The sequence below is a fragment of the Gemmatimonas aurantiaca T-27 genome (assembly GCF_000010305.1).
Taxonomy (GTDB): Bacteria; Gemmatimonadota; Gemmatimonadetes; order Gemmatimonadales; family Gemmatimonadaceae; genus Gemmatimonas; species Gemmatimonas aurantiaca.
Window position 1 is genome coordinate 1311836 of record NC_012489.1, and the last position, 23721, is coordinate 1335556.

Here is a 23721-nt window from a genome sequence, read left to right on the forward strand (position 1 = left end):
CACATCCGCACAATCTCCGATCGCAACAGGGGAAGTCAACAAACCGGAGCAATTCCCGGTGTGACTTCCCCTCACTCGCACTACTTCTTGATCAGCGTCTTGACGGCGTCAGGAACCGCGAAGGCCGTGTCCGGCACATCGTTCACCGACACTTCACTGATCTTCAGCACGATCTTGCTGGGCCCAACCATCGCTTCGCTGCGCGTCGGAAACTTGCGGCCGGCGAAGTCTTTGTAGTCGCCCAGTACCGTCACCATGGTCGTGCTGCCCATGGCCGATTCCTGGGTCGCTTCCGAACCGATCAGCAGGCCACTGGCCACCGAGAAGTACTGCGTGCTTTCGCGGCCGGAGCCCTTACGGGTGAACTTGACCTGGTACGCCTGTTCTCCCGCGAAGCTCACCACACCCACGGTCTCCATCTTCGAGAACCGGTCGGCAGCCAGCAGCATGTTGCCGTAGAAGTCCGCCGCTTCCCGCGCGTCCACCAACTCCTTTTCCTCGAGGAGTCGCGGACCCTGCATGGGGTTCACCTGCCAGGCCACGTCGCCGTTGGTGCCCGACACGATCTCGCCGATACCAGGAATGCTGGCCTTCATCGACATCTTGTTCGGGGCCGCCGCATAGTTCTCGGCCTGCGCCTGTAGTCCCATCGAGGGCATTTCCATCACGCCGCTCTGCCGGAGGGACGTGATTGACTTGAACGCCTCAGCACCACCGATGGCGGTCAGATGCTTGGCGACGAGTTCCGACGCGGCGGGCAATGCCTGAGCACCCAGTCGATGCGGCGCGGACACGGCCAACGCCGCGAGGGCTGCGGTCATGGCGAGAGAGCGACCCATGGACCGGGCGAAGGGGCGAGCGATCGAAGAACGCAACGTCTGCAGCATATCGTGCTCCATCTGGGAATGGCGAGAATCGGAGAACTGCGAGCCGGTCAGGGGACCGGAGGACGCGACACCTGAGTGGCGGCCCAATGCAGGGCCGCCTGGAGTGCGGGATCGCGCCCCTCAACCAACGCCCGAGCCGTGGGCGGGGTCACATGATCGGGTAGAACACCGGCCCCCTCCACCGGTGTTCCGGTGGGGCCCACAAAGTCGGCGATCGCGTGGTAGAGGATGTCACCGTTGGGAAGGCGCTCGGGGACCGACGGCAACGCCTGACCGGCCGTCCGGGTGCCGAACACGGTGGCGCGACGATGACCCTGCAAGCCGCCGGCAAAAATCTCGGTGGTGCTCGCCGAGAGCTCGTCCACCACCAGCGCCAGCGGACCGGCGAAGGGTTTCACCGCGCGGGCACGGGTGTCCACCCGACGCGGATTCGTGACCATGCGCAGCGTCGCGCCGCGCTGATGCATGGTGCCCAAGGTGAGCACCGTGTCCACAAAATGGCCGGCAAAGCCCATCGACATGCCGCCCACCCCGCCCAGATTGCCCCGCACGTCCAACACGATCGCATCGGCGCTGCGCAGGGAGTCGATGGCGGCGTCGAACTGGGCACTCAGCACTGGCATCCACGTGTTGAAGCGGATGACCCCCACGGTGCGCCCGCCCTGTCGCACCCGCTCCCATTCCAGGTGTGCCACCATCGGGGGCAGGTTGCCGAACTTGGTCACCGTCCCGGGTGCGGCCGCAAAGGTGAGTGTGTGGGTCTGGAGTCGGTGCTTCCCGTCGGTCAGCGACACCGCAATGCGGTCTCCTTCGCCCCCATCGAGCAGGCGACTGGCCAGTTGAAAGGCCCGCAAGGCCACATGACGTGGGTCGGGGTCGTCGGGCAGCGCGGCGAGCCTCGGCGCCAACGGGCATCCATCCACCGCCTGCACCGTCCAGCCGGCCCGCACACCCGCAGCCCAGGCCGGACCGCCGCTGTCCACACCCGTCAGAACCATCGCTCCGTCGAGATAGCGAAAACGCCATCCCAGCGATCCGCCACCGCCTCTGGCGGGCTGCCCGGCGGTGGTGGTGTCTGCCGATCGGTCGTTGTCGGCCAACTCCTGGGGGATGATGGCAAAGTGCGATTGCCGCAGGCGCCCCACCATTTCTGACAGGACCAGGCGGAGTTCACCCCGGGTATGGGCTGCCGCCGCCCGCGGGCGCAGTTCCTCGCGCAGGGCCAGCCAATTCACGCCATTGTACGTGGTATCCCAGTGCGTTCGGCGGATGATGCTCCAGGCGGTGTCGAACGTGGCCACGGGATTCACCACCGGCTCGGCACTGCGGGAACGGGCGACCGGCGCGGCGGCCTGCCCGCAGAGGGACGGACGCGCGGTGTGGGGCTCCAAAGGCTCGACGCGCCGGAATACCGGTGCACAGCCTCCCACCACGACGACGGTCGTGGCAGCCAAGGGCAGGCCGAGTCGGACAAGCCGACCGGACCAGTGAGCTCTCTTGAGGGTCATGAAGGTCAAGTGTATCACGCCAAAGGCGGCGGAAGTGCCCGTGATCGTAGTAAATTTGTCGGAATTGGCGCTGTTTCAGTAACGACACCGGATCCTCTCGACCCGAGGTCGTGCATCCGATTAGGATGCATGGTTGTGTCGCAAAAGCCTGTCGCCTTTCTCCCAGTCATGTCCACACGCCTTCACGCGCTGCACGCCGCCGGCCAGTCGCTCTGGTTGGACTACATCGATCGTGTCATGCTCTCCAACGGAGACCTGACCCGCCGGATCGCCGAAGATGCACTCACCGGGATGACCTCCAACCCGACCATCTTCGAGAAGGCGCTGGCCGAAGGCGCCGCGTACGATGCCCAGCTCGCGACGGTGGACCCGACGCTGAGTGATCGCGACGCGTTCTTCGTGCTGGCAACCACCGACGTGCGGGCGGCCTGTGACGCCTTTCTCGGTGTCTATGAGACGACGGCCGGCGTCGATGGATACGTCTCGCTCGAAGTCTCGCCCGACCTGGCGCGTGATGCGGCCGGCACGGTGGCCGAGGCGCGACGCCTGTGGGCGATCGTCGATCGACCGAATCTCATGATCAAGGTGCCGGGCACGGTGGAGGGCGCGGAAGCCATCCGCACGCTCATCGCGGACGGCATCAACGTGAACGTCACGCTGCTGTTCGCCATCGACGCACACGCTCGGGTGATCGAGGCCTACATCGCGGGGCTCGAAGCACGCGCCGCGGCCGGCTTGCCGATCAACAACGTGGCCTCGGTGGCCAGCTTCTTCATCAGCCGTGTGGACTCGGCCATCGACAAGAAGCTCACGGCGATGGCGGCGTCGTCCAGCGCGCCGGCCGACGTACTGGCGCTCGAAGGCAAAGCCGCCATTGCCAACGCCAAACTCGCGTATCGTTTGTTCAGCGCGTCCTTCTCCGGTGCACGCTGGGAGGCGCTGTCGGCACTCGGCGCACGGGTGCAGCGGCCGCTGTGGGCCAGTACCAGCACCAAGAACCCGGCTTTCCGCGACGTGCTCTACGTGGAAGAGCTGATTGGCGCCGACACGGTGAATACGTTGCCGCCGGCGACACTCGAAGCGTTCCGCGATCATGGTGAGGTACGTCAGTCCGTGACGGAAAATGTCGCAGACGCCGACCGTACGCTGGCCGCGCTCGAAGCCCGTGGTGTGTCTTTGCAGGCCGTGACCGACGTGCTGCTCGCCGAAGGGCTGGCGTCGTTTGAGCAGTCCTTTGTGACGCTGCTGGGCGGTCTCGCCCGCAAACGCGCCACTCTTGCCGCCGGCACGCGCTGATGCCGATCGAACCGATGACCATTCCCCGTACGGGTCCTGAACGTGCCGCGGTTGACGCGCCGATCCCCGAAGTGTCCACGAACTTCCGACGCCCGCATGTGCCGCGCACGAAGATCGTGGGGACGCTTGGACCGGCCAGCAACACGCCCGAGGGCATCCGCGCGCTGATCGATGCCGGTCTCGATGTGGCCCGCATCAACTTTTCGCACGGCACGCACGAAACACACGAGCGCACCATCAAGGCGGTGCGTGAAGTGGCCGCGGCGGCGGGCCGCCCCGTGGCCATTCTCGCGGACTTGCAGGGGCCGCGTATCCGCATCGGTGCGCTGCCAGCGCCGCGTGAGCTCGAAGTGGGTTCGGAAGTGGTGCTGGTACCGGAAGATGTGGCCAGCGGCACCGAGATTCCGATCACGTATGCGGATCTGCATCACGATGTGAACCCCGGCAATCGGGTGCTCATCAACGATGGCCTGTTCGAACTCGTGGTCACGCGCGTGGACAGCCCGCGCGTATGGGCGACTGTGGTGCATGGTGGAACGCTCACCAGCAACAAGGGGATGAATCTCCCCGGCATCGCCGTGTCGGCACCGTCGCTCACCGAGAAGGATCGCGCCGACCTCGCGTTCGCGGTGTCACACGAGCTGGACATGATCGCGCTCAGCTTCGTGCGTCGTGCGCAGGATATCGAAGAGCTCCGCGCGCTGATTCCGCGCACCATGCTCATCGTGGCCAAGATCGAGAAGGACGTGGCCCTCGAGAATATCGAGGAGATCATGCGGGCCACGGATGCCGTCATGGTGGCCCGTGGTGATCTCGGCGTGGAACTGCCGTTCGAAGAAGTGCCGATTGCGCAGAAGAACATCATCGCGACGGCCAATCGCATGGGCCGCCCGGTGATCACGGCCACGCAGATGCTGGAGTCGATGATCGACAATCCGCGCCCCACGCGTGCGGAAGCCAGTGACGTGGCCAACGCCATCATCGATGGTACGGACGCCGTGATGTTGTCGGCCGAAACGGCCGCCGGCCACCATCCGCGGCTGGCCGTGGAAGCGATGCGCCGCATCATCAAGGAAATCGAGATTCATCCGGCCGCTATTCACCCGCGCAAGTTCGAGCGGCGTGTACTGGCCGGTGTGAACACCGAAGAAGCCATCGCGGCGGCCACGGTCGCGGCGGTACGCATGTTGGATGCACCGCTGGTGGTGGTGTTCACGAAGAGCGGCTTCACGGCGCGCATCGTGGCGTCTCACCGTCCCAGTGTACCCATTCTGGCGCTCACCGATGAACCGCGGGTGTGCCGACAGCTCGCGTTGGTGTGGGGTGTGGTACCACGCCTCGTGCCGACGGCGCGTGGCTATGACCACATGGTGGCAATGGCGTTGCGCGAAGCACTCGATCTCAACCTCGTCACGAAGGGCGACCGGGTGTTGGTGACCGCCGGTGTGCCGTTCGACGTGCCCGGGACGACCAATCTGCTCAAGGTCGAAACGGTGTGACCCACACCGCGCGGACTCCGGGGATGCGTCTCATCTTCCTGGGGACCGGGACGAGCTTCGGCGTGCCGCAAATCGGTTGCGGTTGCCCCGTGTGCCGCTCCGAAGACCCGCGCGACAAGCGCACCCGGTGCGGCGCCGTCATCGAAGTGGATGGCGTAGAGGGCCCGGTGCGCCTGCTGATCGATACGCCGCCCGAGTTGCGTCTGCAGCTCGTGGCGGCGGGTGTGTCGTCGGTGGATGCGGTGCTGTATACGCACGAGCATGCAGACCACATCCACGGGATCGATGATCTGCGCGCCATCACCATCCGCCGCACGAGTCCACTGCCGATGTATGGCGAAGCGCACACGCTGACCACGCTGGCGGCGCGCTTTCCCTACGTGGTCGACCCCTCGATGCGCCCACTGCCCGGCACCACGCGGCCCGAGGGCACACCGATTGCCGTCACACCCGGTGTGGCGTTCGATGTGCGTGGCGTGACGGTGTTGCCGTTCACCGTGCCTCACGGCCGCATCACCGTGACCGCCTATCGCGTTGGTGACATTGGCTATGTCACCGATGCGAAGACGCTGCCACCGGACGCGCTGGCCGCACTGACCGGTGTGCGCGTGCTGGTGGTGAATGCACTGCTGCGCCACACTCACCCGTCGCACCTGTCCATCGACGAAGCCATCACGATGGCGCGCCTGGTGGGCGCCGAGCGCACGTACTTCACGCATCTCACGCACGACAATTTTCACGCAGCATTGGCGGCCGAGTTGCCGGCTGGCATCGAGCCGGCGTACGACGGCCTCGTGGTGGATCTCCCCGAACGATCGCACTCATGACACTGACGCTCGATTTCACCAACATGATGGCCGGCGCGCTGCCAAACGGGGCAGGGATCACGGAGGCGCAGTGGCGTGAGGCGGCGGAGGCGTTCCGGTTGGCGCACCGGCAGGTGATGGGCCAGCAGGCGCAGCTCGGATTTCTCCATCTGCCCACCAACGAAGAGTTGCTGCGAGCCAGCGTCGCCGTGGCGCAGGATACACGCGGCCGTTTCGACGATGTGCTGCTGCTGGGTATCGGCGGATCGGCACTCGGACCCATCGCGTTGCGTACCGCCTTGTGCGCGCCGCAGTGGAACGCGCTCACGCTGGAACAGCGTAGTGGCAATCCGCGCCTGCATGTGCTCGACAACGTGGATCCGGCCACCATCGCCGCCACACTCGCCCGTCTCGACTTGTCGCGCACCCGCGTGCTGGTGGTGTCGAAGTCCGGTGGCACGGTGGAGACGATGGCGCAGTATCTGATCGTGCGCGAGGCGCTGGCTCAGGCCGTGGGTGAGGAACAGGCGCGTGCGCATCTGGTGTTTGTCACCGACCCGGAAGTGGGTTCGCTGCGACGCATCGCGCGCGCGGAAGGCATCACCACACTGGATATCCCGGCCAATGTCGGTGGACGTTTCTCGGTATTCTCACCGGTGGGTGTGCTGCCGGCGGCCATCATGGGCATCGATGTGCGTGCCTTGCTGGGCGGTGCGGCGCATGTCACGCTGCTCGCCGAAGGGGAAGATGTCGCCCGCAACCTGCCGGGTGCCTTTGCCGTGCTACAGTGGCTGTCGGACACCCAACATGGTCGACGCATTCAGGTGCTGATGCCGTATGCCGACCCCCTGCGTGATCTGGCGCTGTGGTTCGTGCAGCTCTGGGCTGAGTCTCTGGGCAAGATCCTGCCTGACGGTACGTCGGTGGGGCCCACGCCGCTGCCGGCATTGGGTGCTACAGACCAGCACTCGCAGGTGCAGTTGTTCATGGAGGGGCCGCAGGACAAGACGGTGACCTTCATCGCGGTACGTGGGCGCACGGATGAGGGCCGCATTCCCGCCCGTCACGCCGATATCCCCGAACTCGGCTACCTCGGCGGACACACCCTCGGCGAGCTCATCGACATCGAGCAGCGGGCCACCGCTGGCGCGTTGGCAGCCCGGGGGCGCTTCAACGCCACGTTGCACATCGATGCCATCGATGCCTGGCACCTTGGCGCACTCATGCAGACCTTCGAGCTGGCGACCGCGTATGCCGGCGCCCTGTATGGCGTCGATGCGTTCAACCAGCCGGGCGTCGAGCTGGGCAAACAGTTCGCGTATGCGATGCTGGGGCGCGCCGGCAGTGATGCCGCCCGCACGGAATGGGACGCTTTGCCCAAGCCGGATCCACGCTGGCGGTTGTGAGAGAGGGGTCCGCCGAGCGAGTTTGCGCAGTGGCGGGCTTGCCGCAGGGCTTCGTTTGGTAGGATGTTTGGAAGGTTGGGCACCTTCCTGGCCTGGTGGACAGGTCACCCGTCGCCAACCCTGACACCGCCCGGTGCTCTGCCGGGCAGGACCACTGAACTCCTCCATGACCGATTCGACGACATCCCCGGCTTCGCTGTTTGGCGGCGCCGTGAGCGTGGCCGATGGCCGCGTGCAGGTGCGAGACGCTGCGGCGCTGCAGAGCGCGCATCTCGACGCGCTGGTACAGCAGGCCGTCTTTGGCGCCACCGAAGGTGAGCGTGACTATGCGCGCTGGCTGATCTGGGAGATCGGACAGGCGGTGGGCGTGCGCGCCGCCTCCATCCACGATCTCTACATTGCGCGTGGCGAAGGCAAGTGTGCCGGATTCACGGTGCCGGCCATCAACGTGCGTGCACTGGCCTACGATACGGCCCGCTCCATCTTCCGCACGGCGAAGCAGATGGATGCCGGCGCGTTCCTGCTCGAGATCGCGCGGTCGGAGATTGCCTACACGGAACAGCGTCCCGCCGAATATGTGGCGGTGATGTTGGCCGCCGCCCTGCGGGAAGGTTTCCGTGGCCCGGTGTTCATCCAGGGCGATCACTTCCAGGTGAACCACAAGAAGTACGCCGTCGATCCGGTCACGGAAGTGAACGCGGTGAAGGCCCTCGTCACCGAGGCGGTTGCGGCGGGCTTCTACAACATCGACGTCGATACGTCGACCCTGGTGGATCTGTCGAAGCCCAACCTCGACGAACAGCAGCGCCTCAACTACGAAGTGTGCGTGGATATCACGCGCTTCGTGCGCGATGCGGAGCCGGAAGGCGTGACCATCTCGATCGGTGGTGAGATCGGTGAAGTGGGCACGGAGAACAGCACGCCGGCCGAGCTCGAAGCGTTCATGGACGGCTTCAACCGTACGCTGGCGGCGCAGGCGCCCGGCACGGCGGGATTGTCCAAGATCTCGGTGCAGTCGGGCACGTCGCACGGTGGTGTGGTGCTGGCCGACGGATCCATTGCCGACGTGGCGCTCGATCTCGATACGCTGGGCACGCTGTCCAAGATGGCACGTGATCGGTATCAGATGGCCGGTGCGGTGCAGCACGGTGCGTCCACGTTGCCGGATGGCGCGTTCAACAACTTCCCGCGTGTGGAAACGGCCGAGATTCATCTCGCGACGAACTTCCAGAACATCATGTACGATCACATTCCCGCGTCACTGCGTGAGGAGATCTACGCGTGGCTCGATGTGAACGCGAAGGATGAGCGGAAGGAAAAGGACAGCAACGAGCAGTTCTATTACAAGACGCGCAAGAAAGCGATCGGCCCCTTCAAGAAGAAGTTGTGGGCGTTGCCGGCCGATGTGCGTCAGGCGCTTGGTGCGGCCTATGATGCGAAGTTCACGTTCCTGTTCACGCAACTCGCCATCGGTGGCACGCGTCAGTATGTCGAGCAGTTCGTGAACGCACCGGTATTGCATCGCCCGCTGCCTGATGGCGCCTCGACGATCGTCGCGGCACCGGACGACGCGGATCTTTCGGACTGACGCTCGGTACGCAGTACGGGACACGGGCATCGGCGACTGGGCCGATGTCCGCCCCGGACTGCCGGCGCTGCCGTCACCACCTGGAGGTATTTCAACATGGCCCGTGGATACGACGACGATCGCGTAGTCGTCATCGAGCGTGACGAGAGCAGCAACGGCATTGGGATGTTGCTGCTCGGACTGGCAGTGGGTGCCGGTGCCGCGCTGCTGTTCGCTCCGGCGAGCGGTCAGGAGACGCGTGAACGGATTTCCCGCGAGGCCCGCCGCGCGGGTCGTCGTGTGCGCGACCTCACAGACGAATTCGGCGAAAAGGTTGCCGATTCGGTGGAGCGTGCCCGCTCATCGGTCGATGATCGGGTGACTCGTGCCCGTTCGGCGGTGCAAACGCGCGTCGATGCGGTGAACGAAGCGGTGGACGCCGGCCGTGAAGCCGCCGCGCAGGCTCGGGTGGATCTCGAGCAGGCGGTGGCGGACACCAAGCGTGCGTATACGGACGGCCGTCGCGCGTACAACGATCGGGTGCGGCGCCACGCCGATGACCTGACACCGAATGCGGACCAGCGCGCTGACGAGAATCCGACAGAAGGCTGAGAGCTGGTGGGACATTGCCCGCCGCGTCTGGCAACAGAGCGCGGAGGACAATGTCCCATTCCTCGCGGGTGGGCTGGCATTCAATATCCTGCTCGCGCTGGTCCCGTTTGTCCTGCTGCTCATTGGCGGCCTCTCGTTTCTGCTGGGCAACCAGCCAGCCGAAGCGGTGGACACGGTCACGTCGTTGGTGGGGCGATTACTCCCCAACGGATCCAATGCGGCTGATGCGCTCCTGCGTGGTGTCATCAGCGATGTGCTCGAAACACGCGGCGCCGTCACGTTGTACTCCGCGATCGGCTTTGCGTGGTTCTCCACGCGCCTCTTCGGCTCGTTGCGCAGTGTGCTTGCGCTCACGTTCGACGGCTCCGATCGCAGCATTGTGGCCGGCAAGCTGTTCGACCTGCTGGCCACCGCCGTCGCCACGCTGGCCGTGGTGGTGTACGTCGTATTCAGCGCGTATCTCGATCTCGCCACGACGCGCGGGCTGACGCTGCTGCGGGAAGTGGGATTGCGGGAGTCGGCCATGGGCGGACTGGCCTACCTGATCGGTCGCGCCCTCGCGGTACTGCTGGTCTTCGCCCTGTTTTCCGCGCTGTACCGTGGACTGCCCCGAACCCGGCCGCCGGTGCGGGTGGCTTTCGTGGGCGGCGCGACGGCGGCCGTGTTGTTCGAAATCGCGCGACACCTGTTTGCGATCGTCGTGCGCAATGCCGACCCCAGTTCGCTGTATACCGGCACCATCGCTGCCATCGTGGCCGTCGTGTTCTGGACATACTATGCAGCGTTCCTGTTTCTCATTGGTGGCGAAGTGGCGCAAGCCTACGACCTGCGTCAGCGGGAGCTGACGTTGCTCGAAGAGCCGCCGTTGCACGCCACCGTGAACCGGGTTGCCAGCACGACGCCTGCGATGACGCAGAAAGCCCAGAGCAGCAGCACGACCAAGCCCAAACCCCGTTCCTGATTCTCCGATGTCCCAGTCGTCCTACATGCTCGATCTCCGCAGTGACACCGTCACGCGTCCGACCGCGGCCATGCGCCGCGCCATCGCTGATGCCGAAGTTGGCGATGATGTGCTGGAAGGCGATCCGACGACGGCGCGACTGGAGGCCACGGTCGCGGAACTCCTGGGCAAGGAGCGGGCGCTGTTTTTTCCCAGTGGTACGATGGCCAATCAGGCGGCGGTCTGGGTGCACACGACGCCGGGCACCGAGATTCTGATCGACGCCGAAGCGCATATCGTACAGTGGGAAATCGCCGGCGCGGCCGCGCTGTGTGGTGTGCAGATCCGACCGGTCACCGCACGTGGCGCTGTGATGCAGGCCGACGATCTGCAGGCGGCGGTGCGCATGCCGTCGATTCATGCGCCCGAGGCCTCGCTGGTGTGTCTGGAAAACACGCACAACGGGGCGGGCGGTGTCGTCACATCGCTGGCAGACATGCAAGCGCTCCGCGATGTCGCTCGACGCGCCGGATTGCCCGTGCATCTCGATGGGGCGCGGCTCTGGAACGCGTCGGTGGCCAGTGGCGTCTCATTGGCCGAGCTGGCGAGCTGCGCCGATACGGTGATGGTGTCGTTTTCGAAGGGACTCGGGGCACCCGTGGGCGCCTGTCTGGTCGGACCGGCGGATCTCCTCACGAAGGCACATCGCGTGCGCAAGCGGCTGGGTGGTGGCATGCGGCAGAGTGGTGTGCTCGCCGCTGCGGCCTTGCATGGACTCGAATTCCATCTGGACCGTCTGGCCGACGATCACGCCGCGGCCCGGGAACTGGCCGACATCGTGGATGGTGCCGGGGGCGCGACCGTGGTGGCGCCTGACACCAATATCGTGATGATCGATTTGCCCACTCCGCGTGCGGCCGATGTGGCGGCCCGCGCGGCAGAGCTGGGAGTGCGCATCAGCGTCTGGCACGAGCGCCGCGTGCGCGCGGTGACCCATCTCGACGCGCCGCTCGAGGCCATTCGCGAGCACGGCATCCGACTCATGAAGGCGCTGGAAGACACCACGTCCAGACTGGATTGAGCGGTTTTCGATCGGTCTCTCGAACCTGTTTCAGATCGCTATCGACAATTCAATACGACACTGTCGGGCACGCCTTGTCCATCCATTGCGCTATTTCTGGCGGCGCATCATCGCACCGAAGATCGAAATGCTGTTTCGTGCCAATCTGGACTCGGCACACTGTGTACGCCTCTTCGGGACTTCTGCTGTTGTCGACAAAGATGGTTGCGTCTGCGATGGGGGCTGCCTGTTGCACAGCGAACTGGGTACGCGGAAACCGACTCTCCAGTTTATCAATGTCCACCGCATGACCGCCTTTGGCCACGCGAGCCAGCACTCGTCCGATCGACAAATGATGACTGCTCAACCCGACAAAGATCAGGATCACGAAATAGCCGTGGGTTTGCATGGCCCTGATCAGGTCAATTTTCGAGTCGATTTTGCCATGGGGCTGCACAATCCACTGCGAAAAGACCGTCTCCATCGCAAAGGGCACCGTTCTGGCCAGTGCCTGCGCCACAAAAGCCTCCACGCCCTTTTGCGCCACAACCATCCAATCCGCGTTGCGGTCCCGCAGTGATGTCGCCCAATCTGGCAACGGATCGCCCTCTGCGGCCTTCTCGGGAAGAATCGACATCATCATTCGGTCCGCATTGATCAGCGGAATCTGCAGCAAATCCGCAAGCACACCGTACCACATGGTCGACTTTCCCGAGCCGTTATGGCCGGCGAGTATCACCGCGAGCGGCTTGTTTGCCTGACTCTGAACCTGGAGCAGTGTGTCTATCGCCTGCCCCAGAGATTTCATGGCTTCGCTCGAAAGACGCCGTTCAGAAACTGTCCCGATTCGACCTTGTTGCCAGTTTGGCGAATAACGCGATCGGGGTCTTGCGGGTCGACCCGATACAAAGGGATCCCGGGTGTCTCAGAGATGGTCACGCCCACAGTTCGAATGCCGTCTGCGGCGCGCCGCAAAGCTTGTTGCCCACGCGCCACGTTTTGTCGTCGGACGCTCTCATGCGCGCGTTCGGTAGTGATTGTGACGTCTCCCACTTTGATGCTTACAAGGGAGTCGATGGAGGTTCCCAGTGGAATCGCCTCGGTGTTTGCCGCCGATTTGCTCGGTGTTCCCTTACGCGGTTTCGGCATCTTCATGCTTGAAAATCTAGTATGAGCTGGTAGCCTGTCCATATTCCGCGGAGCACCAGACAAGAAGGGGCAGGGCCGCGATGAGAGTTCCGCAGGCAGTACCAAACCGATCTACCGCTACTTAGCTTCCAAGGGTCCCGGGTCCCGGAGGGCGTCAGACCGCCAACTCCGTCAGGACCCCGAAGGTAGCAGCGGTACGTGGATCCTGTCGTCGCTTCGTCAGGCCCGGGGCACTGCGCGCGGTAAGACTCGCTCGATGAGCGGATCTGCCGCGCGCTTTTTTTTGCCCTCATTTCATCGCCGCGCCGACGGCGCCCGGGGCTGCCGTCGGCTCGCTAGATTGCCAGCATGTCGCTCGCTCTCGCCCGGAAATACCGACCGCGCAACTTCGCCACGGTGGCGGTGCAGAACCACGTGGCCAACACGCTCAAGGGCGCCATTGCCCGCGGTCGCGTCGCGCACGGGTATCTGCTGTGTGGTCCGCGCGGCACCGGCAAGACCACGTTGGCCCGTGTGCTGGCCATGGCGCTCAACTGCGAGCGGCGCGGTGAGCCGGAGTTGCAGGGCGAGCCCTGCGGACATTGTGGTAGCTGCCAGCGTATCTGGAGCGGCTCGGCGTCCCTCGATGTCGTGGAGATCGACGCCGCGTCCAATCGTGGTGTCGATGATGCGCGCGAACTGCGCGAGCGGGCCATGTATGCACCGTCGGGTGACGATCGCTACAAGGTCTACATCGTCGACGAAGCGCACATGCTCACGCGCGAAGCCTGGAACGCGCTGCTCAAGATCCTCGAAGAGCCGCCGCCACGGGTGGTGTTTGTGTTCGCCACCACCGAGCCGCAGAAGATCGCCCAGCAGGCTGCGCCCATTCTTTCGCGGCTGCAGCGCTTCGATCTCAAGCGCATCGGGCCGGCCGAGATTCGCGAGCGCCTGGCAGCGGTGCTGACCGAAGAGCAGGTGGCCTTCGAGGCCGATGCGCTGGGTATGATCGCGCGTGCGGCCGACGGTGGCTTGCGTGATGCGCTCTCGCTCACCGATCAGGTGTTGTCGCTGGGCGAAAGTGCGGCCGTCACGGCTGATCGGGTGCAGACGGCCTTGGGGCTCATTCCCGACGACGAGTATCTCGCGTTGCTCGACATGGTCGCCGAACGGCGAGCGGTCGACGTCTTCGCGACCGTGCAGCGTCTGGCCGATGCCGGCGTGGATTTTGTGCTCGTGCTTTCCGGACTGGGTGACCTGCTGCGTGCGCAACTGGCTATCGCGCTGGGCGGTGTGCCACCGGAATTGCCGGAGCGCATGCGGGCCGCGCTCGATGAGCGCAAGCAACGTCTCGCCGCGAACGACTTGCTGCGCATGTTGCATGCCTTGCTCGAACTCGAGCCCATGTACCGGCGCAGCGGACAGCCGCAGTTGTTGCTCGAAACCTTGCTGGTGCGTTTTGCGCTGCTCGATCGCACGATCGAATTGCAGGAAGTGCTGCAGGGCTTCGGCAGTGGTGGACGGGAAGACCCGCCGTTGCGTCGCGCCGCACATGAGTCTCGTGTGGCGTCGGCGCATGCGTTGCCCCCGGCGCCGCCAGCGGTGATGGCGCCCGCACCCGCCGTGTCATCAACACAAGCGGCCGCTCAGGTGCTCGCGCAGGCAGTGCCCACGCCGCGACCGGCGACGCAGCAGGTGGCCGATGCCGCCGCCGCCGCGCAGCGGGCCGATCGTCAGGCGGCTCCCCGTGTGCCCACCACGCCCCCCACGGTCGAACAAGTCCTCAACCAATGGCGCGCCGTGGCCGACGCCATTCGGGCCAAGGGACGCGGGATGCTCGCACAGGCCGTGGAGCGATTGGTGCCGATCACCATCACACCGAACGGTGGGCTCACGCTGGGGTATGACCCGCTCGACGACACATTTGCCCAGGCAGCGGAAAATTCGCGCGCTGATGTGTTGGCCGCTGTGCAGGGAATCCTGGGCGGTGTGTCGGCGGTGGCCTTCAAGCCCTACACCCCGACCATCAGCGACAAACCGGCGCGTGACACCACCGTGCGTATGACCGCACACGATGTGCAGCGCCAGCGCACCGAACAGATCGCCTCTCGCAGTCCGTTGCTCGATGCCGCCGTGAAGGCGCTCGACCTCGAACTGCTCGACTGATTCCCGTCGTTCGCTCCGAACACGCTCCCCAAACCCATCACCGCTGTTTGTTATGGATCTTTTCAAGATGCTGGGCCAGTTCAAGGACATGCAGGGACGCATGCAGACCATGCAGGAAGAGATGTCGCAGCGCACCTTCAGTGCGCTGGCCGGCGGTGGCTTGGTCACGGCTGACGTCGATGGCAAGATGCAGCTCAAGCGCATCAAGCTCGATGCCTCGGTGGTGAACCCGGGTGATATCGAGATGCTCGAGGATCTCATCGTGGTGGCGGTGGCCGAAGCTCAGAAGAAGGCCGCCGATGCCATGCAGATGGAGCTGCAGAAAGTGACCGGGGGAATCGACCTCCCCTTCAAGCTGCCGTTCTGAGTCGCCGCGTTGCCGTCTTTGGGTTGAGCGGGTAGGCCATGTCGGTCATCGACGAACTCACGAACGAACTGGCGCGTCTGCCGGGCATTGGTCGGAAGACCGCCCTACGGCTGACGTATCATTTGCTGCGGCAGCCGGCGTCCCAATGCCGGAATCTGGCGGACGCATTGGTGGCACTCACCGAGCGTGTGCGTAGCTGTGAGCGGTGCCACAACCTCACCGAGTCCACCCTGTGCCATCTGTGCGCCGATCCGCGCCGGGATGCGGCCACGCTCTGTGTGGTGGAACAGGCCAGTGACATTGCGTCCATCGAGCGGGCCGGGGAATTCCGGGGTCTGTACCACGTGCTGGGCGGGCGCCTGTCGCCATTGGATGGCGTAGGCCCGGACGACCTGCATGTGGCGGACCTGCTGGCTCGCCTCGAGGCCGAGGGGGTACGGGAAGTGATCCTGGCCACCAACCCCTCGCTGGAAGGGGAGGCCACGGCGCTCTATGTGCAGCGTCAACTGGCAGGCTCTGCGTCGAGCCATGCGATCCGGGTGACCCGGATCGCCCGCGGGTTGCCCGTGGGCGGAGACCTTGAATATGCCGATGGTGTGACGATCGCCCAGGCGATCGCGGCCCGGCGGGAGATGTGATGGGGCGTTCCAAGACGGTGGGGTGGGTGCTGGCCAGCGTGGTCATCGGGGCGGCGGTAGGGGTGCTGGGGTGGAGCGTGCAGCTCCACCGGCACCGGCGATCCCTCTTTCACCCGGCTCCACGCAAGCGATTGGCGGCACTCGGTTACCTTCGCGCCCACCCGAGCGTTGATAGTGCGAGGCTACTCCGGGACTATCTGGCCTGGGAGTCGCATCCGCTGCTGCGGCGTCGGGCCCAAAGGGTTCTGCGACGCACCGAGCGACTGTTACGTTCTTAGCGCGGGGGCTTGGGCCCCCGTGGTGCCGGGCCTGTGACGCGGTCACCTGCGTGACGGTCGCCTCGGCGATCACTGCCTGAGTCTTTCGCCCATTTTGTACATGCCTATTGGCGCCGCCACCTGGTCGTTCACCGAGGACGATTTCGGGGCTATCACGATCACGCTTCAGCGGTTCCTGTACGACGCCAAGGCGCGCTGCGCCCTGCTGGTCGACCGGAGCGGTCAGCTTGTGGCGACGGTGGGCGAACCCCCCAATTTCGACGCCACCGCGTTTGCCACGCTCACGGCGGCCGATTTCAGCGCCAATGATCAGTTGGCGCGCCTGATTGGTGAGAGCGACTTCAGCGTCCTGTTCCATCAGGGAGAACGCGAGTCGATGTACCTGGCCGACATCGCGCGGCGGGTGATCCTCGTGGTGCTCTTCGACAATCGCACCACGTTGGGCCTGGTGCGGCTCCGCATGAAGAGTGCGGTGGAAGAGCTGACCCGCACGTTTGAAGGGGTCTTTGCGCGTGGCGCGTCGGCAGAGGCGGCCGCGCCGCCGGGGTTCCTGGCTGGGGCCGAAGACGAGATCGACCGACTTTTTCAGTAAGGACGCGCAGCGATGTCGATGATCAACTATGCGTCCCGCGAGATCAACTGCAAGATCGTGTTCTATGGGCCGGGGCTTGGTGGCAAGACCACCAATCTCGAGTACGTCTATGGCAAGGTCTCGCCCAGCACCCGCGGCAAGCTCATCTCGCTCGCCACCGAAACCGAGCGCACCCTCTTTTTCGACTTCCTGCCGGTCGATCTGGGTACGATCCGCGGATTCCGCACCCGATTTCACCTCTATACGGTGCCGGGTCAGGTCTACTACAATGCGAGTCGAAAGCTCATCTTGAAGGGTGTGGATGGAGTGGTGTTTGTGGCCGACTCGCAGGCGGAGCGGGCAGAAGCCAATCTCGAGTCCATGCAGAACCTGTACGACAACATGGCGGCCTACGGGTATGATCTGACCCGCATGCCGTTCGTGATTCAGTACAACAAGCGCGATCTCCCCAACGCGGCACCGCTGGAAGAGCTGCAGACCATGCTCAACCCGGGGTGGGAGATCACGGATCCCACGCGGATGCGTCCGATGGCTGATCCGTTCCGACCGGGTGAGTATCTGGTGAACCAGTTGCCAACCGGGGAGTGGGTGGAGCGTGTGCCGTATTTCGAAGGGGTTGCGGTCACCGGTGACGGTGTCTTCGATACCCTGAAGGCTGTCTCCAAGCTGGTGCTCAAGACACTCGCCTGATCGTCCCGTCGCGCGGACGGGGTGGGTGACGCGGGCACCGTCCTTCGGGCAGGTCCTACGGGACGCTGTTCTACGGACACTGTCCGCCCTCCGAGAGTCCCGCGCACGTGAACCTTCCCAACGCGATCACCGTCGGCCGCATCGCCCTGACGCCTCTGATTGCGTGGCTGCCGTTCACCACGTCGTGGACGGCCCGCCTGATGGCCTTTGTGCTGTTCCTGGTCGCCGCGATCACCGACTATTGGGACGGTCATCTCGCGCGGCAGCACAACATGGTCACGGATCTGGGCCGCCTGCTCGATCCGCTCGCCGACAAGTTGCTGCTCGTGGCCACGCTGGTGCCGATGTACTTCCTGCAGCGGCATCCGCAGTTCATCGTGCCCGACGCTGCTTTCCCGATCAACAGTGGTGTCAGTGCCAGTGTCGATGTCGCACCGTTCCTGTTTGCGACACCCTTTGGTCATGTGTCGCTGCCGCTCTGGATCGTGCTGGTGGTGCTGGGACGCGAAGCCTTCATGACGCTTTTTCGGCAGGTCGCGGCGCGGCGCGGTCTGGTGATCAGCGCCATCGGGCCGGCCAAGTGGAAAACCACCTTTCAGAGCATCTGGCTGGGGGCGGCCTACTTCTGGTTCTTTGCGCTGACGCTGGCCGTGCGTGAAGGGTGGGAGCAGGACGCCACCTGGCAGGCGTTCGCGTGGTTCAATGGTTTTGTGGGGGTGACCAGCATGATCGGTGCGGTTGCGCTCACCATGTACAGCCTGTGGTTGTATCTGCGCCGCTATGGCTCACAGGTGATGCGCCTGGCCTAGGCCGGGGCGCCCTTCATCGCTGCGTCCACAGCACCAGCGCACCACACACGGCCTGACCGCCTTTGTCGAATTCAGCAGGCACCTGCGCGGCCGAGTAGTACTCGGACGCCACCACGGGTGGACCGCCGGTCAGGAAGCCGATGTCCAAGGGCGATTCACCAATCCCGTTTGCGTACATCACCACATTGTCGACAATGATGTGCGGATAACATTCCGAACGAACGTCGCCGCGAAGACTGATCGCACCACGTCGTCTACCGGCAAAGGTGTAGCCCGAGCCGTAGATCGATTCGAAACGCACGATTCGCAAAAATGGCGTGTTGGTGGTCAACTGTGTCGCCCATTGCATCGGACCGTAGGCATGCAGCCTGGTCGAATCCATGAAGCGACCCCAGCCCCATCGTCGCCTTTGGTCGAATCCCCTCAGGTGCGCTTCGCGGGGCACTCCTCCGGCTTTGACCTCCACCCGGCCGAGCGTCGGAGGCAACAGAACCTCCAGCGCATCCAGCCCATCGTCGGGCACCACGAGCGGTATATCGAGCGGGGCAAACCCAAGGGCACGGATCAGCAGTCGATAGCGCCCTGGGAGGATATCCCACAGCGCGAAGACTCCCGAGGAGTCCGTGGTGGTCATGTTCCCATTGCCCACGAGCTCTACTTGGGCGCCCGCGATCGGTCGCTCGCCCTGCTCGGCAAGCACCGTTCCCAGCAAGGCCACGCGACTCGCCGTCTGAGCCTCCACCTTCGCGGTAGAGGTGGTGAGTATGGCCAGGACCAACAGTGCCGCCACGGCTATCGATTTGCACCCGTCAGTCCACATCAGGCCCTCGTGGTCATTGCCTCACGGTTTCTTCGGGAAACTACGGTCAGCGCGTCACGACGCCACGCCCAGTGCCCATTCTCGACCGACGGCCCTTGATTGCCTCCCGCGATCGGCCAACTTCGACATATGCGCGCCAGCCAACACCCCGCCGTCGTGGAGTTCCTCGACCGCTTCAGTGCCATGATGGAGCCGGAGGGATTGCCGCGCCCGGCCGGACGCATGCTCGGGCTGTTTTTTGTGGACGGCGGGCCCTTCACGGCCGAAGAGCTTTCGGAACGTCTGCAGATCAGTCGCAGCAACGTGAGCACCACCGTGCGGCTCCTGGAGTCCCTGGGCGTGGTGCACCGCACGCGGATGCCCGGTGAACGCACCGATCGTTTTCGCCTGCATGACGATCCCTTCGTGCCCATGCTGCAGGCGAGTGTCATGCGGGCGAATCGTATGCGGACGCTGGTCAGGGAATGCCGTAGCGCGCTCCCGGCGTCGCTCAAACCGGCGGCGCAGCGCCTCCGTCCGCTGGAACAGTTCTTTGGTCACGCCGCGGAATGGCTGGCCGGCATGGCCGGCGCGTGGCCCGGAGGCCGCCGCCCGCGCGGCTAGGGGAGTGGTGTCGGGTGCTCGTTTGATTCTATATTTCTGATAATTCAGAAATATCAGAAACATAGAAACGGGAGACTCATGCGCCGCATACAGTTTTTCGAGATCGCCGATCAGTCCTGGTGCCCACGCATCGTGCGCGAGGGTGTCACCGACTATCTGCAGCATGCCATCGACGCCGGGCGTGTGTATGCCCCTGCCGCGCCGGTGTTGGCACGTGTGCTGCGTGAATCGGGACGCGATGCGATCATCGACCTCGCGGCCGGTGGCGGTGGGCCCTGGCAATCGTTGCTCCCGGTGTTGCATGCGGGAGGGATCCATCCCACGGTGACACTCACCGACTGGCGGCCCAACACGACCGCCTTTCAGCGCACGACCACGCACACACACGGGCAGGTGCAAGGTCATGTGGATCCGGTCGATGCGCGTGCCGTGCCACCCACCCTGCACGGCGCCCGCACCATGTTCTCGGCGTTGCATCATTTTCGCGAAGACGACATACGACGCATGCTGCGCGATGCGGCCAATGCCGGTGAGCCGTTTCTCGCCTTCGAAGCCACACATCGCAGTGTGCGTGCGGTGCTGTTCACCTGTCTCACGCCGCTGATGGTGCTGTTGATGACGCCGGCGATCCGGCCGTTCCAATGGTCCCGGGTGTTGTTCACCTATCTGATTCCGCTCATCCCCCTGGTGGTCCTGTGGGACGGCATCGTGTCCTGTTTGCGGACCTACACACCGGAAGAGCTCGAGCGGTTGGCGACGAATAGTTCAGATGGTGACTATGAATGGCAAACAGCAGAGCTTGGTGATGGCCCATTGCCTGTGACGGCGTTGTGGGGGCGGCAACGCAATGAATCCATCACGAGGTGACGCGCATGCTGGTGCCGAGTTCATGCTGCACATGTGTAGCGCGGCCGCTCTAGGCCCAGGGTCCAAGTTGTTGCCATCATCGAAGAAAGGGAGCTTGTGCGCCACATCTTCGATGACGAAGAGCTCTTCCCTCAAGGAGTGGTGCATGAAACGAGCAGTATTGGCCGGTCTGGTCTTCCTCGCGAGCTCGGCAGTAGCGGGTGCGCAGACGGTTGTTGTCACCGGTAGTGGAACCATGTTCACCGAGCCGGCCGGCATCAATGTCAACGATGCGTCCTGTGCTGCCAACGGTGAGTGGTGTGCCCGCAACGTGCGCAATGGTGGCGCGGTGGGCATCACCAACACCTACACCCGCAGTGGCAATGGTGCTCTCGAGTTCTCGCTTCCTGCGAGCGGGAACTCCAAGGCCGACTTCGACTACCTGTTCACCAACGCCAATTCGTCATTCGTGCCGTTTGCACTGTCGAGCTTGACGAGCTTCGGGTATGACTGGTTCCGCGATGCGTCGAGCAACAACAGCAATGTGCAGCATCCCGCACTCCGTTTGTACATCGACTATGATGGTGCGCCGGGCGGTGCTGGTGGTTATCTGATCTATGAAGGAGCCTACAACGGTTACGACAGCGGCAACCCGGCTCCCGAGGGCAGTTGGCAGTCGGTGGATGTTTCGGGGAACACGACGCTGTGGGCCAACCGATTCGGTTTTGGCAACTGCGCCAACATGGTGGACATGCACTCGTTTGCTGACTGGCAGTCCGGCGCGTATGGGTGCGGCGGCGTCGATATCATGACGAGCGCTGTGGTGTACGGCTTCAGTGTCGGTGTGGGCAGCGGTTGGTTCGATGGCTTCAACGGCGCCGTCGACAACGTGCGCTTCCAGACCTCCAACATGTCGGAAGCCAAGGTGTACAATTTCGAAGTGGCCACCACGGTGCCCGAGCCTTCGACGTACGCTTTGATGGCGGCGGGGCTTGCTGGTCTGTTGGCCGTGAATCGTCGTCGCACGCGTCAGGCGAAGTAACAGACCGCAGACGACTCGCGGACAGGGCGCGGTGTCATGCAACTCGCATGGCACCGCGCTTTGGCATCGGCGCCTGCATTTGCATCGGCGTCCTTGTGCGTGCGCCCATGACAACCCAGACCGGCATGCCGACCGGTTGAGGGAGCCCGTCTCTCCCCGCAGTATATTTCCGCCATGGACATAGAAATTGTCACCATCGGCGATGAACTGCTGTTGGGTTTCACCATCGACACCAACGCCGCGCATCTCGCGCGCGAGTTTGCGGCACTCGGTGTGCGCATCGTGCGTCGGGCCACCTGTGGCGATGATGCCGAATCGATCGCCGCAGCGGTCCGTGAAGCGCTTGATCGCACCGGCGCCGTGATCACCACCGGCGGGCTGGGGCCTACGGCCGATGACATGACCAAGCCGGCCATCGCATCGATTTTTGGTCGGGGCATGGTGATGGACGCCGAGGTGTTGGCGAACCTCGAGCAACGCTGGCTCACGCGTTTTGGGCATACGTTGCCGGTGAGCAACCGCCAGCAGGCCATGGTGCCGGAGGGATGCACCATCCTTGCCAACCGGCATGGTTCGGCCCCGGGTATCTGGCTCGAAGATGACCACGGACGCTGGGTGGTGATGTTGCCTGGTGTTCCCCGCGAAATGCGCGGGATGCTGGCTGACACCATCCTGCCGCTCCTGCGCGATCGTGTGCCGAAGGACGGTCCGGTCATTCGCAGTCGTACCTTGCGCACGGCCAATATCGCCGAATCCGCGCTGGCCGATCGTTTGGGAGAACTCGCTCGCGGTGTCAACGGCATGCCGCTGGCCTTCCTGCCAGGCAATGATGGGGTGGATCTGCGCCTGACGTCCTGGTCACTGCCGTCGCGCGATGCCGAAGGAGCGCTCACACAGGCCGCCGCGCTGCTGCGGGAGAAGGTCGGGCGGTTCATCTATGGCGAAGGTGATGACGATCTCGCGGCGCTCATGCTCAGCGAATGTGCCATGCGCGATCTCACGCTCGCCGTGGCGGAGAGCTGCACGGGGGGCATGCTGGGGGAACGTCTGACCGCGATTCCCGGATCGAGTCGTACGGTGCAGGGCGGTGTCATTGCCTACGCCAACGAGGTCAAGACGCGCGAACTCGGTGTGCCGGCCGAAATGATTGCGGCACATGGCGCTGTGAGTGAACCGGTGGCCCGGGCGATGGCCGAGGGGGTGCGCCAGCGGTTCGGCACGGGCATCGGCATCGGGATCACCGGTATCGCGGGGCCTGACGGTGGCACCCCGGAGAAGCCCGTGGGTACGGTGTGGGTGGCCGTCGATGTCGAAGGGGATGTCCGTGCGGTGCGGGCGCTTCTGCCGGGAAACCGCTTCGAAATCCGGTATCGCGCGGCCCAATTGGCCCTCGACCGGCTTCGCCGCGCCTTTGCGCGTGAGGCCGGTGACGACGCAGTCGGATGGACGTCCCGCGGCTGACGCGGGGTGCTATCCTTCGTGCGGACGCACGGTGCCTGACTCTCTGAGTAAACTTTGAGCGGTCCCGACCGTAGGGACCCCTATGCCAAGACTTTCCTGCCATGACTGATCCCAACGCGACCGGGGCAGATACGCCCCTCGACTCCATCCTCGACGCGGTGAACGCCGATGCTTCGGCCGATTCAGCCGCGACAGGCACGTCCACGGACACGGCCGACGATCGCCAGCGCGAACTCGATGAATCGCGCGACAAGTACCTGCGCCTGGCGGCGGAATTCGAGAATTTCCGCCGACGCGCCGTGAAGGAGCGTCAGGAAGCAGGCTGGCGTTCTCAGGGCGATCTGGTGCGTGGTATTCTCGACGCTCTCGACGACCTGAATCGTTTTGCCAACGTCGACCCGGCCACCGTGGATTCCAAGGCGGTCGTGGAAGGCGTATCCCTGGTCGAAAAGAAGATCCTCAAGTCGCTGGCTGGCCATGGTTTCGAAGTGATCGATCCCACGGGGCACCCGTTCAATCCGACGCTGCACGAAGCCGTCACCACGACGCCGGCGGCATCAGCGGAAGAAGACGATCTGGTCGCTGCGTGTTTTCAGGCCGGCTATGTCATCAACGGTCTCGTGCTCCGTCCGGCGCGCGTGGTCGTCAAGCAGTGGGCCGGCGCCTGACGGCGCTGTTGCTCCTCACGTGAAGTGATACC

The 23721-nt window shown here is 64.4% G+C and carries 24 protein-coding genes and 1 other RNA gene; 20 read left to right on the top strand and 5 right to left on the bottom strand.

The features are described 5' to 3' along the window. Positions 1 to 80 precede the first annotated feature (80 nt). Positions 81 to 839 carry a hypothetical protein gene (locus GAU_RS05620; RefSeq protein ID WP_169307600.1) on the bottom strand — a complete coding sequence of 253 codons (759 nt, stop codon included), beginning with the start codon at positions 837 to 839 and terminating at the stop codon, positions 81 to 83. Between the two features lie 95 nt (positions 840 to 934). Then, positions 935 to 2395, bottom strand: a complete 1461-nt coding sequence (locus tag GAU_RS05625; RefSeq protein ID WP_083765477.1) for a S41 family peptidase — start codon at positions 2393 to 2395, stop codon at positions 935 to 937. A gap of 168 nt (positions 2396 to 2563) precedes the next feature. Between GAU_RS05625 and tal the strand changes: the two genes are divergently transcribed. The 8 genes from tal to GAU_RS05665 all read left to right on the top strand — a co-directional run bounded on the left by tal (position 2564) and on the right by GAU_RS05665 (position 11602). Continuing rightward, positions 2564 to 3691, top strand: coding sequence for a transaldolase (gene tal, locus GAU_RS05630; protein ID WP_012682592.1), 1128 nt, complete (start codon positions 2564 to 2566; stop codon positions 3689 to 3691). A gap of 14 nt (positions 3692 to 3705) precedes the next feature. After that, on the top strand, positions 3706 to 5190 hold the full coding sequence (gene pyk / locus GAU_RS05635; RefSeq protein WP_083765824.1) for a pyruvate kinase: 1485 nt from the start codon (positions 3706 to 3708) through the stop codon (positions 5188 to 5190). 23 nt (positions 5191 to 5213) lie between these two features. Further along, the gene (locus tag GAU_RS05640) at positions 5214 to 6017 is read left to right on the top strand and encodes an MBL fold metallo-hydrolase (protein ID WP_012682594.1); all 804 of its coding nucleotides are present in this window, start codon (positions 5214 to 5216) and stop codon (positions 6015 to 6017) included. Beyond that, a complete protein-coding gene (locus GAU_RS05645; protein WP_012682595.1) occupies positions 6014 to 7402 on the top strand; it encodes a glucose-6-phosphate isomerase in 1389 nt (462 codons plus the stop codon). Before GAU_RS05640 ends, GAU_RS05645 begins: the two co-directional genes overlap by 4 nt. 166 nt (positions 7403 to 7568) lie before the next feature. Then, positions 7569 to 8990, top strand: coding sequence for a class II fructose-bisphosphate aldolase (locus GAU_RS05650; RefSeq protein WP_052574261.1), 1422 nt, complete (start codon positions 7569 to 7571; stop codon positions 8988 to 8990). A 96-nt stretch (positions 8991 to 9086) separates the two neighbouring features. Next, complete coding sequence (locus GAU_RS05655; protein ID WP_012682597.1) at positions 9087 to 9581, top strand: YtxH domain-containing protein; 495 nt, start codon at positions 9087 to 9089, stop codon at positions 9579 to 9581. Continuing rightward, positions 9541 to 10542 (top strand): YihY/virulence factor BrkB family protein, encoded by a 1002-nt coding sequence (locus GAU_RS05660; protein ID WP_012682598.1) that lies wholly within the window; start codon positions 9541 to 9543, stop codon positions 10540 to 10542. Before GAU_RS05655 ends, GAU_RS05660 begins: the two co-directional genes overlap by 41 nt. Before the next feature lie 7 nt (positions 10543 to 10549). After that, positions 10550 to 11602 carry a threonine aldolase family protein gene (locus tag GAU_RS05665; protein WP_197526049.1) on the top strand — a complete coding sequence of 351 codons (1053 nt, stop codon included), beginning with the start codon at positions 10550 to 10552 and terminating at the stop codon, positions 11600 to 11602. A 49-nt stretch (positions 11603 to 11651) separates the two neighbouring features. Here the strand turns inward: GAU_RS05665 and GAU_RS05670 are convergent, their stop codons facing one another. Both GAU_RS05670 and GAU_RS22170 read right to left on the bottom strand, forming a co-directional pair. Continuing rightward, the gene (locus GAU_RS05670; RefSeq protein ID WP_012682600.1) at positions 11652 to 12389 is read right to left on the bottom strand and encodes a zeta toxin family protein; all 738 of its coding nucleotides are present in this window, start codon (positions 12387 to 12389) and stop codon (positions 11652 to 11654) included. Continuing rightward, on the bottom strand, positions 12386 to 12736 hold the full coding sequence (locus tag GAU_RS22170; RefSeq protein ID WP_156798921.1) for a hypothetical protein: 351 nt from the start codon (positions 12734 to 12736) through the stop codon (positions 12386 to 12388). Before GAU_RS22170 ends, GAU_RS05670 begins: the two co-directional genes overlap by 4 nt. 130 nt (positions 12737 to 12866) lie before the next feature. On the opposite strand from GAU_RS22170, the gene ffs reads away from it, so the two are divergent. The 7 genes from ffs (at position 12867) to GAU_RS20495 (ending at position 18249) form a co-directional block, all read left to right on the top strand. Further along, positions 12867 to 12963, top strand: an RNA gene (gene ffs, locus GAU_RS21625) — signal recognition particle sRNA small type. A 115-nt stretch (positions 12964 to 13078) separates the two neighbouring features. Then, the gene (gene dnaX / locus GAU_RS20490; protein WP_012682601.1) at positions 13079 to 14875 is read left to right on the top strand and encodes a DNA polymerase III subunit gamma/tau; all 1797 of its coding nucleotides are present in this window, start codon (positions 13079 to 13081) and stop codon (positions 14873 to 14875) included. 52 nt (positions 14876 to 14927) lie between these two features. Further along, positions 14928 to 15242, top strand: a complete 315-nt coding sequence (locus tag GAU_RS05680; RefSeq protein ID WP_012682602.1) for a YbaB/EbfC family nucleoid-associated protein — start codon at positions 14928 to 14930, stop codon at positions 15240 to 15242. Between the two features lie 38 nt (positions 15243 to 15280). Continuing rightward, positions 15281 to 15880 (top strand): recombination mediator RecR, encoded by a 600-nt coding sequence (gene recR / locus GAU_RS05685; RefSeq protein WP_012682603.1) that lies wholly within the window; start codon positions 15281 to 15283, stop codon positions 15878 to 15880. 378 nt (positions 15881 to 16258) lie between these two features. Then, positions 16259 to 16750, top strand: a complete 492-nt coding sequence (locus GAU_RS05690) for a roadblock/LC7 domain-containing protein (protein ID WP_012682604.1) — start codon at positions 16259 to 16261, stop codon at positions 16748 to 16750. Between the two features lie 12 nt (positions 16751 to 16762). Further along, positions 16763 to 17440 carry a GTP-binding protein gene (locus GAU_RS05695; RefSeq protein ID WP_012682605.1) on the top strand — a complete coding sequence of 226 codons (678 nt, stop codon included), beginning with the start codon at positions 16763 to 16765 and terminating at the stop codon, positions 17438 to 17440. A gap of 107 nt (positions 17441 to 17547) precedes the next feature. Then, on the top strand, positions 17548 to 18249 hold the full coding sequence (locus GAU_RS20495) for a CDP-alcohol phosphatidyltransferase family protein (RefSeq protein ID WP_012682606.1): 702 nt from the start codon (positions 17548 to 17550) through the stop codon (positions 18247 to 18249). Positions 18250 to 18262: 13 nt separating this feature from the next. On the opposite strand, the gene GAU_RS05705 is transcribed toward GAU_RS20495, so the two are convergent. Continuing rightward, positions 18263 to 19069 carry a carboxypeptidase regulatory-like domain-containing protein gene (locus GAU_RS05705; protein ID WP_012682607.1) on the bottom strand — a complete coding sequence of 269 codons (807 nt, stop codon included), beginning with the start codon at positions 19067 to 19069 and terminating at the stop codon, positions 18263 to 18265. Positions 19070 to 19198: 129 nt separating this feature from the next. On the opposite strand from GAU_RS05705, the gene GAU_RS20500 reads away from it, so the two are divergent. From GAU_RS20500 to GAU_RS05730, 5 genes are all read left to right on the top strand, one after another. Next, positions 19199 to 19672 carry a GbsR/MarR family transcriptional regulator gene (locus tag GAU_RS20500; protein WP_012682608.1) on the top strand — a complete coding sequence of 158 codons (474 nt, stop codon included), beginning with the start codon at positions 19199 to 19201 and terminating at the stop codon, positions 19670 to 19672. Positions 19673 to 19750: 78 nt separating this feature from the next. Further along, complete coding sequence (locus GAU_RS05715; protein WP_012682609.1) at positions 19751 to 20539, top strand: hypothetical protein; 789 nt, start codon at positions 19751 to 19753, stop codon at positions 20537 to 20539. Between the two features lie 145 nt (positions 20540 to 20684). Next, positions 20685 to 21560 carry a PEP-CTERM sorting domain-containing protein gene (locus GAU_RS05720; protein WP_041265301.1) on the top strand — a complete coding sequence of 292 codons (876 nt, stop codon included), beginning with the start codon at positions 20685 to 20687 and terminating at the stop codon, positions 21558 to 21560. Positions 21561 to 21734: 174 nt separating this feature from the next. Next, positions 21735 to 23021, top strand: coding sequence for a competence/damage-inducible protein A (locus GAU_RS05725; RefSeq protein ID WP_012682611.1), 1287 nt, complete (start codon positions 21735 to 21737; stop codon positions 23019 to 23021). A gap of 101 nt (positions 23022 to 23122) precedes the next feature. Beyond that, entirely contained in the window at positions 23123 to 23689 is a 567-nt protein-coding gene (locus GAU_RS05730; RefSeq protein ID WP_012682612.1) for a nucleotide exchange factor GrpE, read from the top strand. The last annotated feature ends 32 nt before the right edge of the window (positions 23690 to 23721 follow it).

Excerpts from the sequence above, each read along its gene's own strand:
- GAU_RS05665 (WP_197526049.1), top strand. The coding sequence starts at position 10,550 with ATGTCCCAGTCGTCCTACATGCTCGATCTCCGCAGTGACACCGTCACG.
- GAU_RS05645 (WP_012682595.1), top strand. The coding sequence starts at position 6,014 with ATGACACTGACGCTCGATTTCACCAACATGATGGCCGGCGCGCTGCCA.
- GAU_RS05655 (WP_012682597.1), top strand. The coding sequence starts at position 9,087 with ATGGCCCGTGGATACGACGACGATCGCGTAGTCGTCATCGAGCGTGAC.
- GAU_RS05680 (WP_012682602.1), top strand. The coding sequence starts at position 14,928 with ATGGATCTTTTCAAGATGCTGGGCCAGTTCAAGGACATGCAGGGACGC.
- GAU_RS05620 (WP_169307600.1), bottom strand. The coding sequence starts at position 839 with ATGGGTCGCTCTCTCGCCATGACCGCAGCCCTCGCGGCGTTGGCCGTG.
- dnaX (WP_012682601.1), top strand. The coding sequence starts at position 13,079 with ATGTCGCTCGCTCTCGCCCGGAAATACCGACCGCGCAACTTCGCCACG.
- GAU_RS22170 (WP_156798921.1), bottom strand. The coding sequence starts at position 12,736 with ATGAAGATGCCGAAACCGCGTAAGGGAACACCGAGCAAATCGGCGGCA.
- GAU_RS05625 (WP_083765477.1), bottom strand. The coding sequence starts at position 2,395 with ATGACCCTCAAGAGAGCTCACTGGTCCGGTCGGCTTGTCCGACTCGGC.
- GAU_RS05690 (WP_012682604.1), top strand. The coding sequence starts at position 16,259 with ATGCCTATTGGCGCCGCCACCTGGTCGTTCACCGAGGACGATTTCGGG.
- recR (WP_012682603.1), top strand. The coding sequence starts at position 15,281 with ATGTCGGTCATCGACGAACTCACGAACGAACTGGCGCGTCTGCCGGGC.
- GAU_RS05670 (WP_012682600.1), bottom strand. The coding sequence starts at position 12,389 with ATGAAATCTCTGGGGCAGGCGATAGACACACTGCTCCAGGTTCAGAGT.
- GAU_RS20500 (WP_012682608.1), top strand. The coding sequence starts at position 19,199 with ATGCGCGCCAGCCAACACCCCGCCGTCGTGGAGTTCCTCGACCGCTTC.
- GAU_RS05650 (WP_052574261.1), top strand. The coding sequence starts at position 7,569 with ATGACCGATTCGACGACATCCCCGGCTTCGCTGTTTGGCGGCGCCGTG.
- pyk (WP_083765824.1), top strand. The coding sequence starts at position 3,706 with ATGACCATTCCCCGTACGGGTCCTGAACGTGCCGCGGTTGACGCGCCG.
- GAU_RS05695 (WP_012682605.1), top strand. The coding sequence starts at position 16,763 with ATGTCGATGATCAACTATGCGTCCCGCGAGATCAACTGCAAGATCGTG.
- GAU_RS05705 (WP_012682607.1), bottom strand. The coding sequence starts at position 19,069 with ATGTGGACTGACGGGTGCAAATCGATAGCCGTGGCGGCACTGTTGGTC.
- GAU_RS05725 (WP_012682611.1), top strand. The coding sequence starts at position 21,735 with ATGGACATAGAAATTGTCACCATCGGCGATGAACTGCTGTTGGGTTTC.
- tal (WP_012682592.1), top strand. The coding sequence starts at position 2,564 with ATGTCCACACGCCTTCACGCGCTGCACGCCGCCGGCCAGTCGCTCTGG.
- GAU_RS05715 (WP_012682609.1), top strand. The coding sequence starts at position 19,751 with ATGCGCCGCATACAGTTTTTCGAGATCGCCGATCAGTCCTGGTGCCCA.
- GAU_RS05660 (WP_012682598.1), top strand. The coding sequence starts at position 9,541 with ATGCGGACCAGCGCGCTGACGAGAATCCGACAGAAGGCTGAGAGCTGG.
- GAU_RS05640 (WP_012682594.1), top strand. The coding sequence starts at position 5,214 with ATGCGTCTCATCTTCCTGGGGACCGGGACGAGCTTCGGCGTGCCGCAA.
- GAU_RS05720 (WP_041265301.1), top strand. The coding sequence starts at position 20,685 with ATGAAACGAGCAGTATTGGCCGGTCTGGTCTTCCTCGCGAGCTCGGCA.
- GAU_RS05730 (WP_012682612.1), top strand. The coding sequence starts at position 23,123 with ATGACTGATCCCAACGCGACCGGGGCAGATACGCCCCTCGACTCCATC.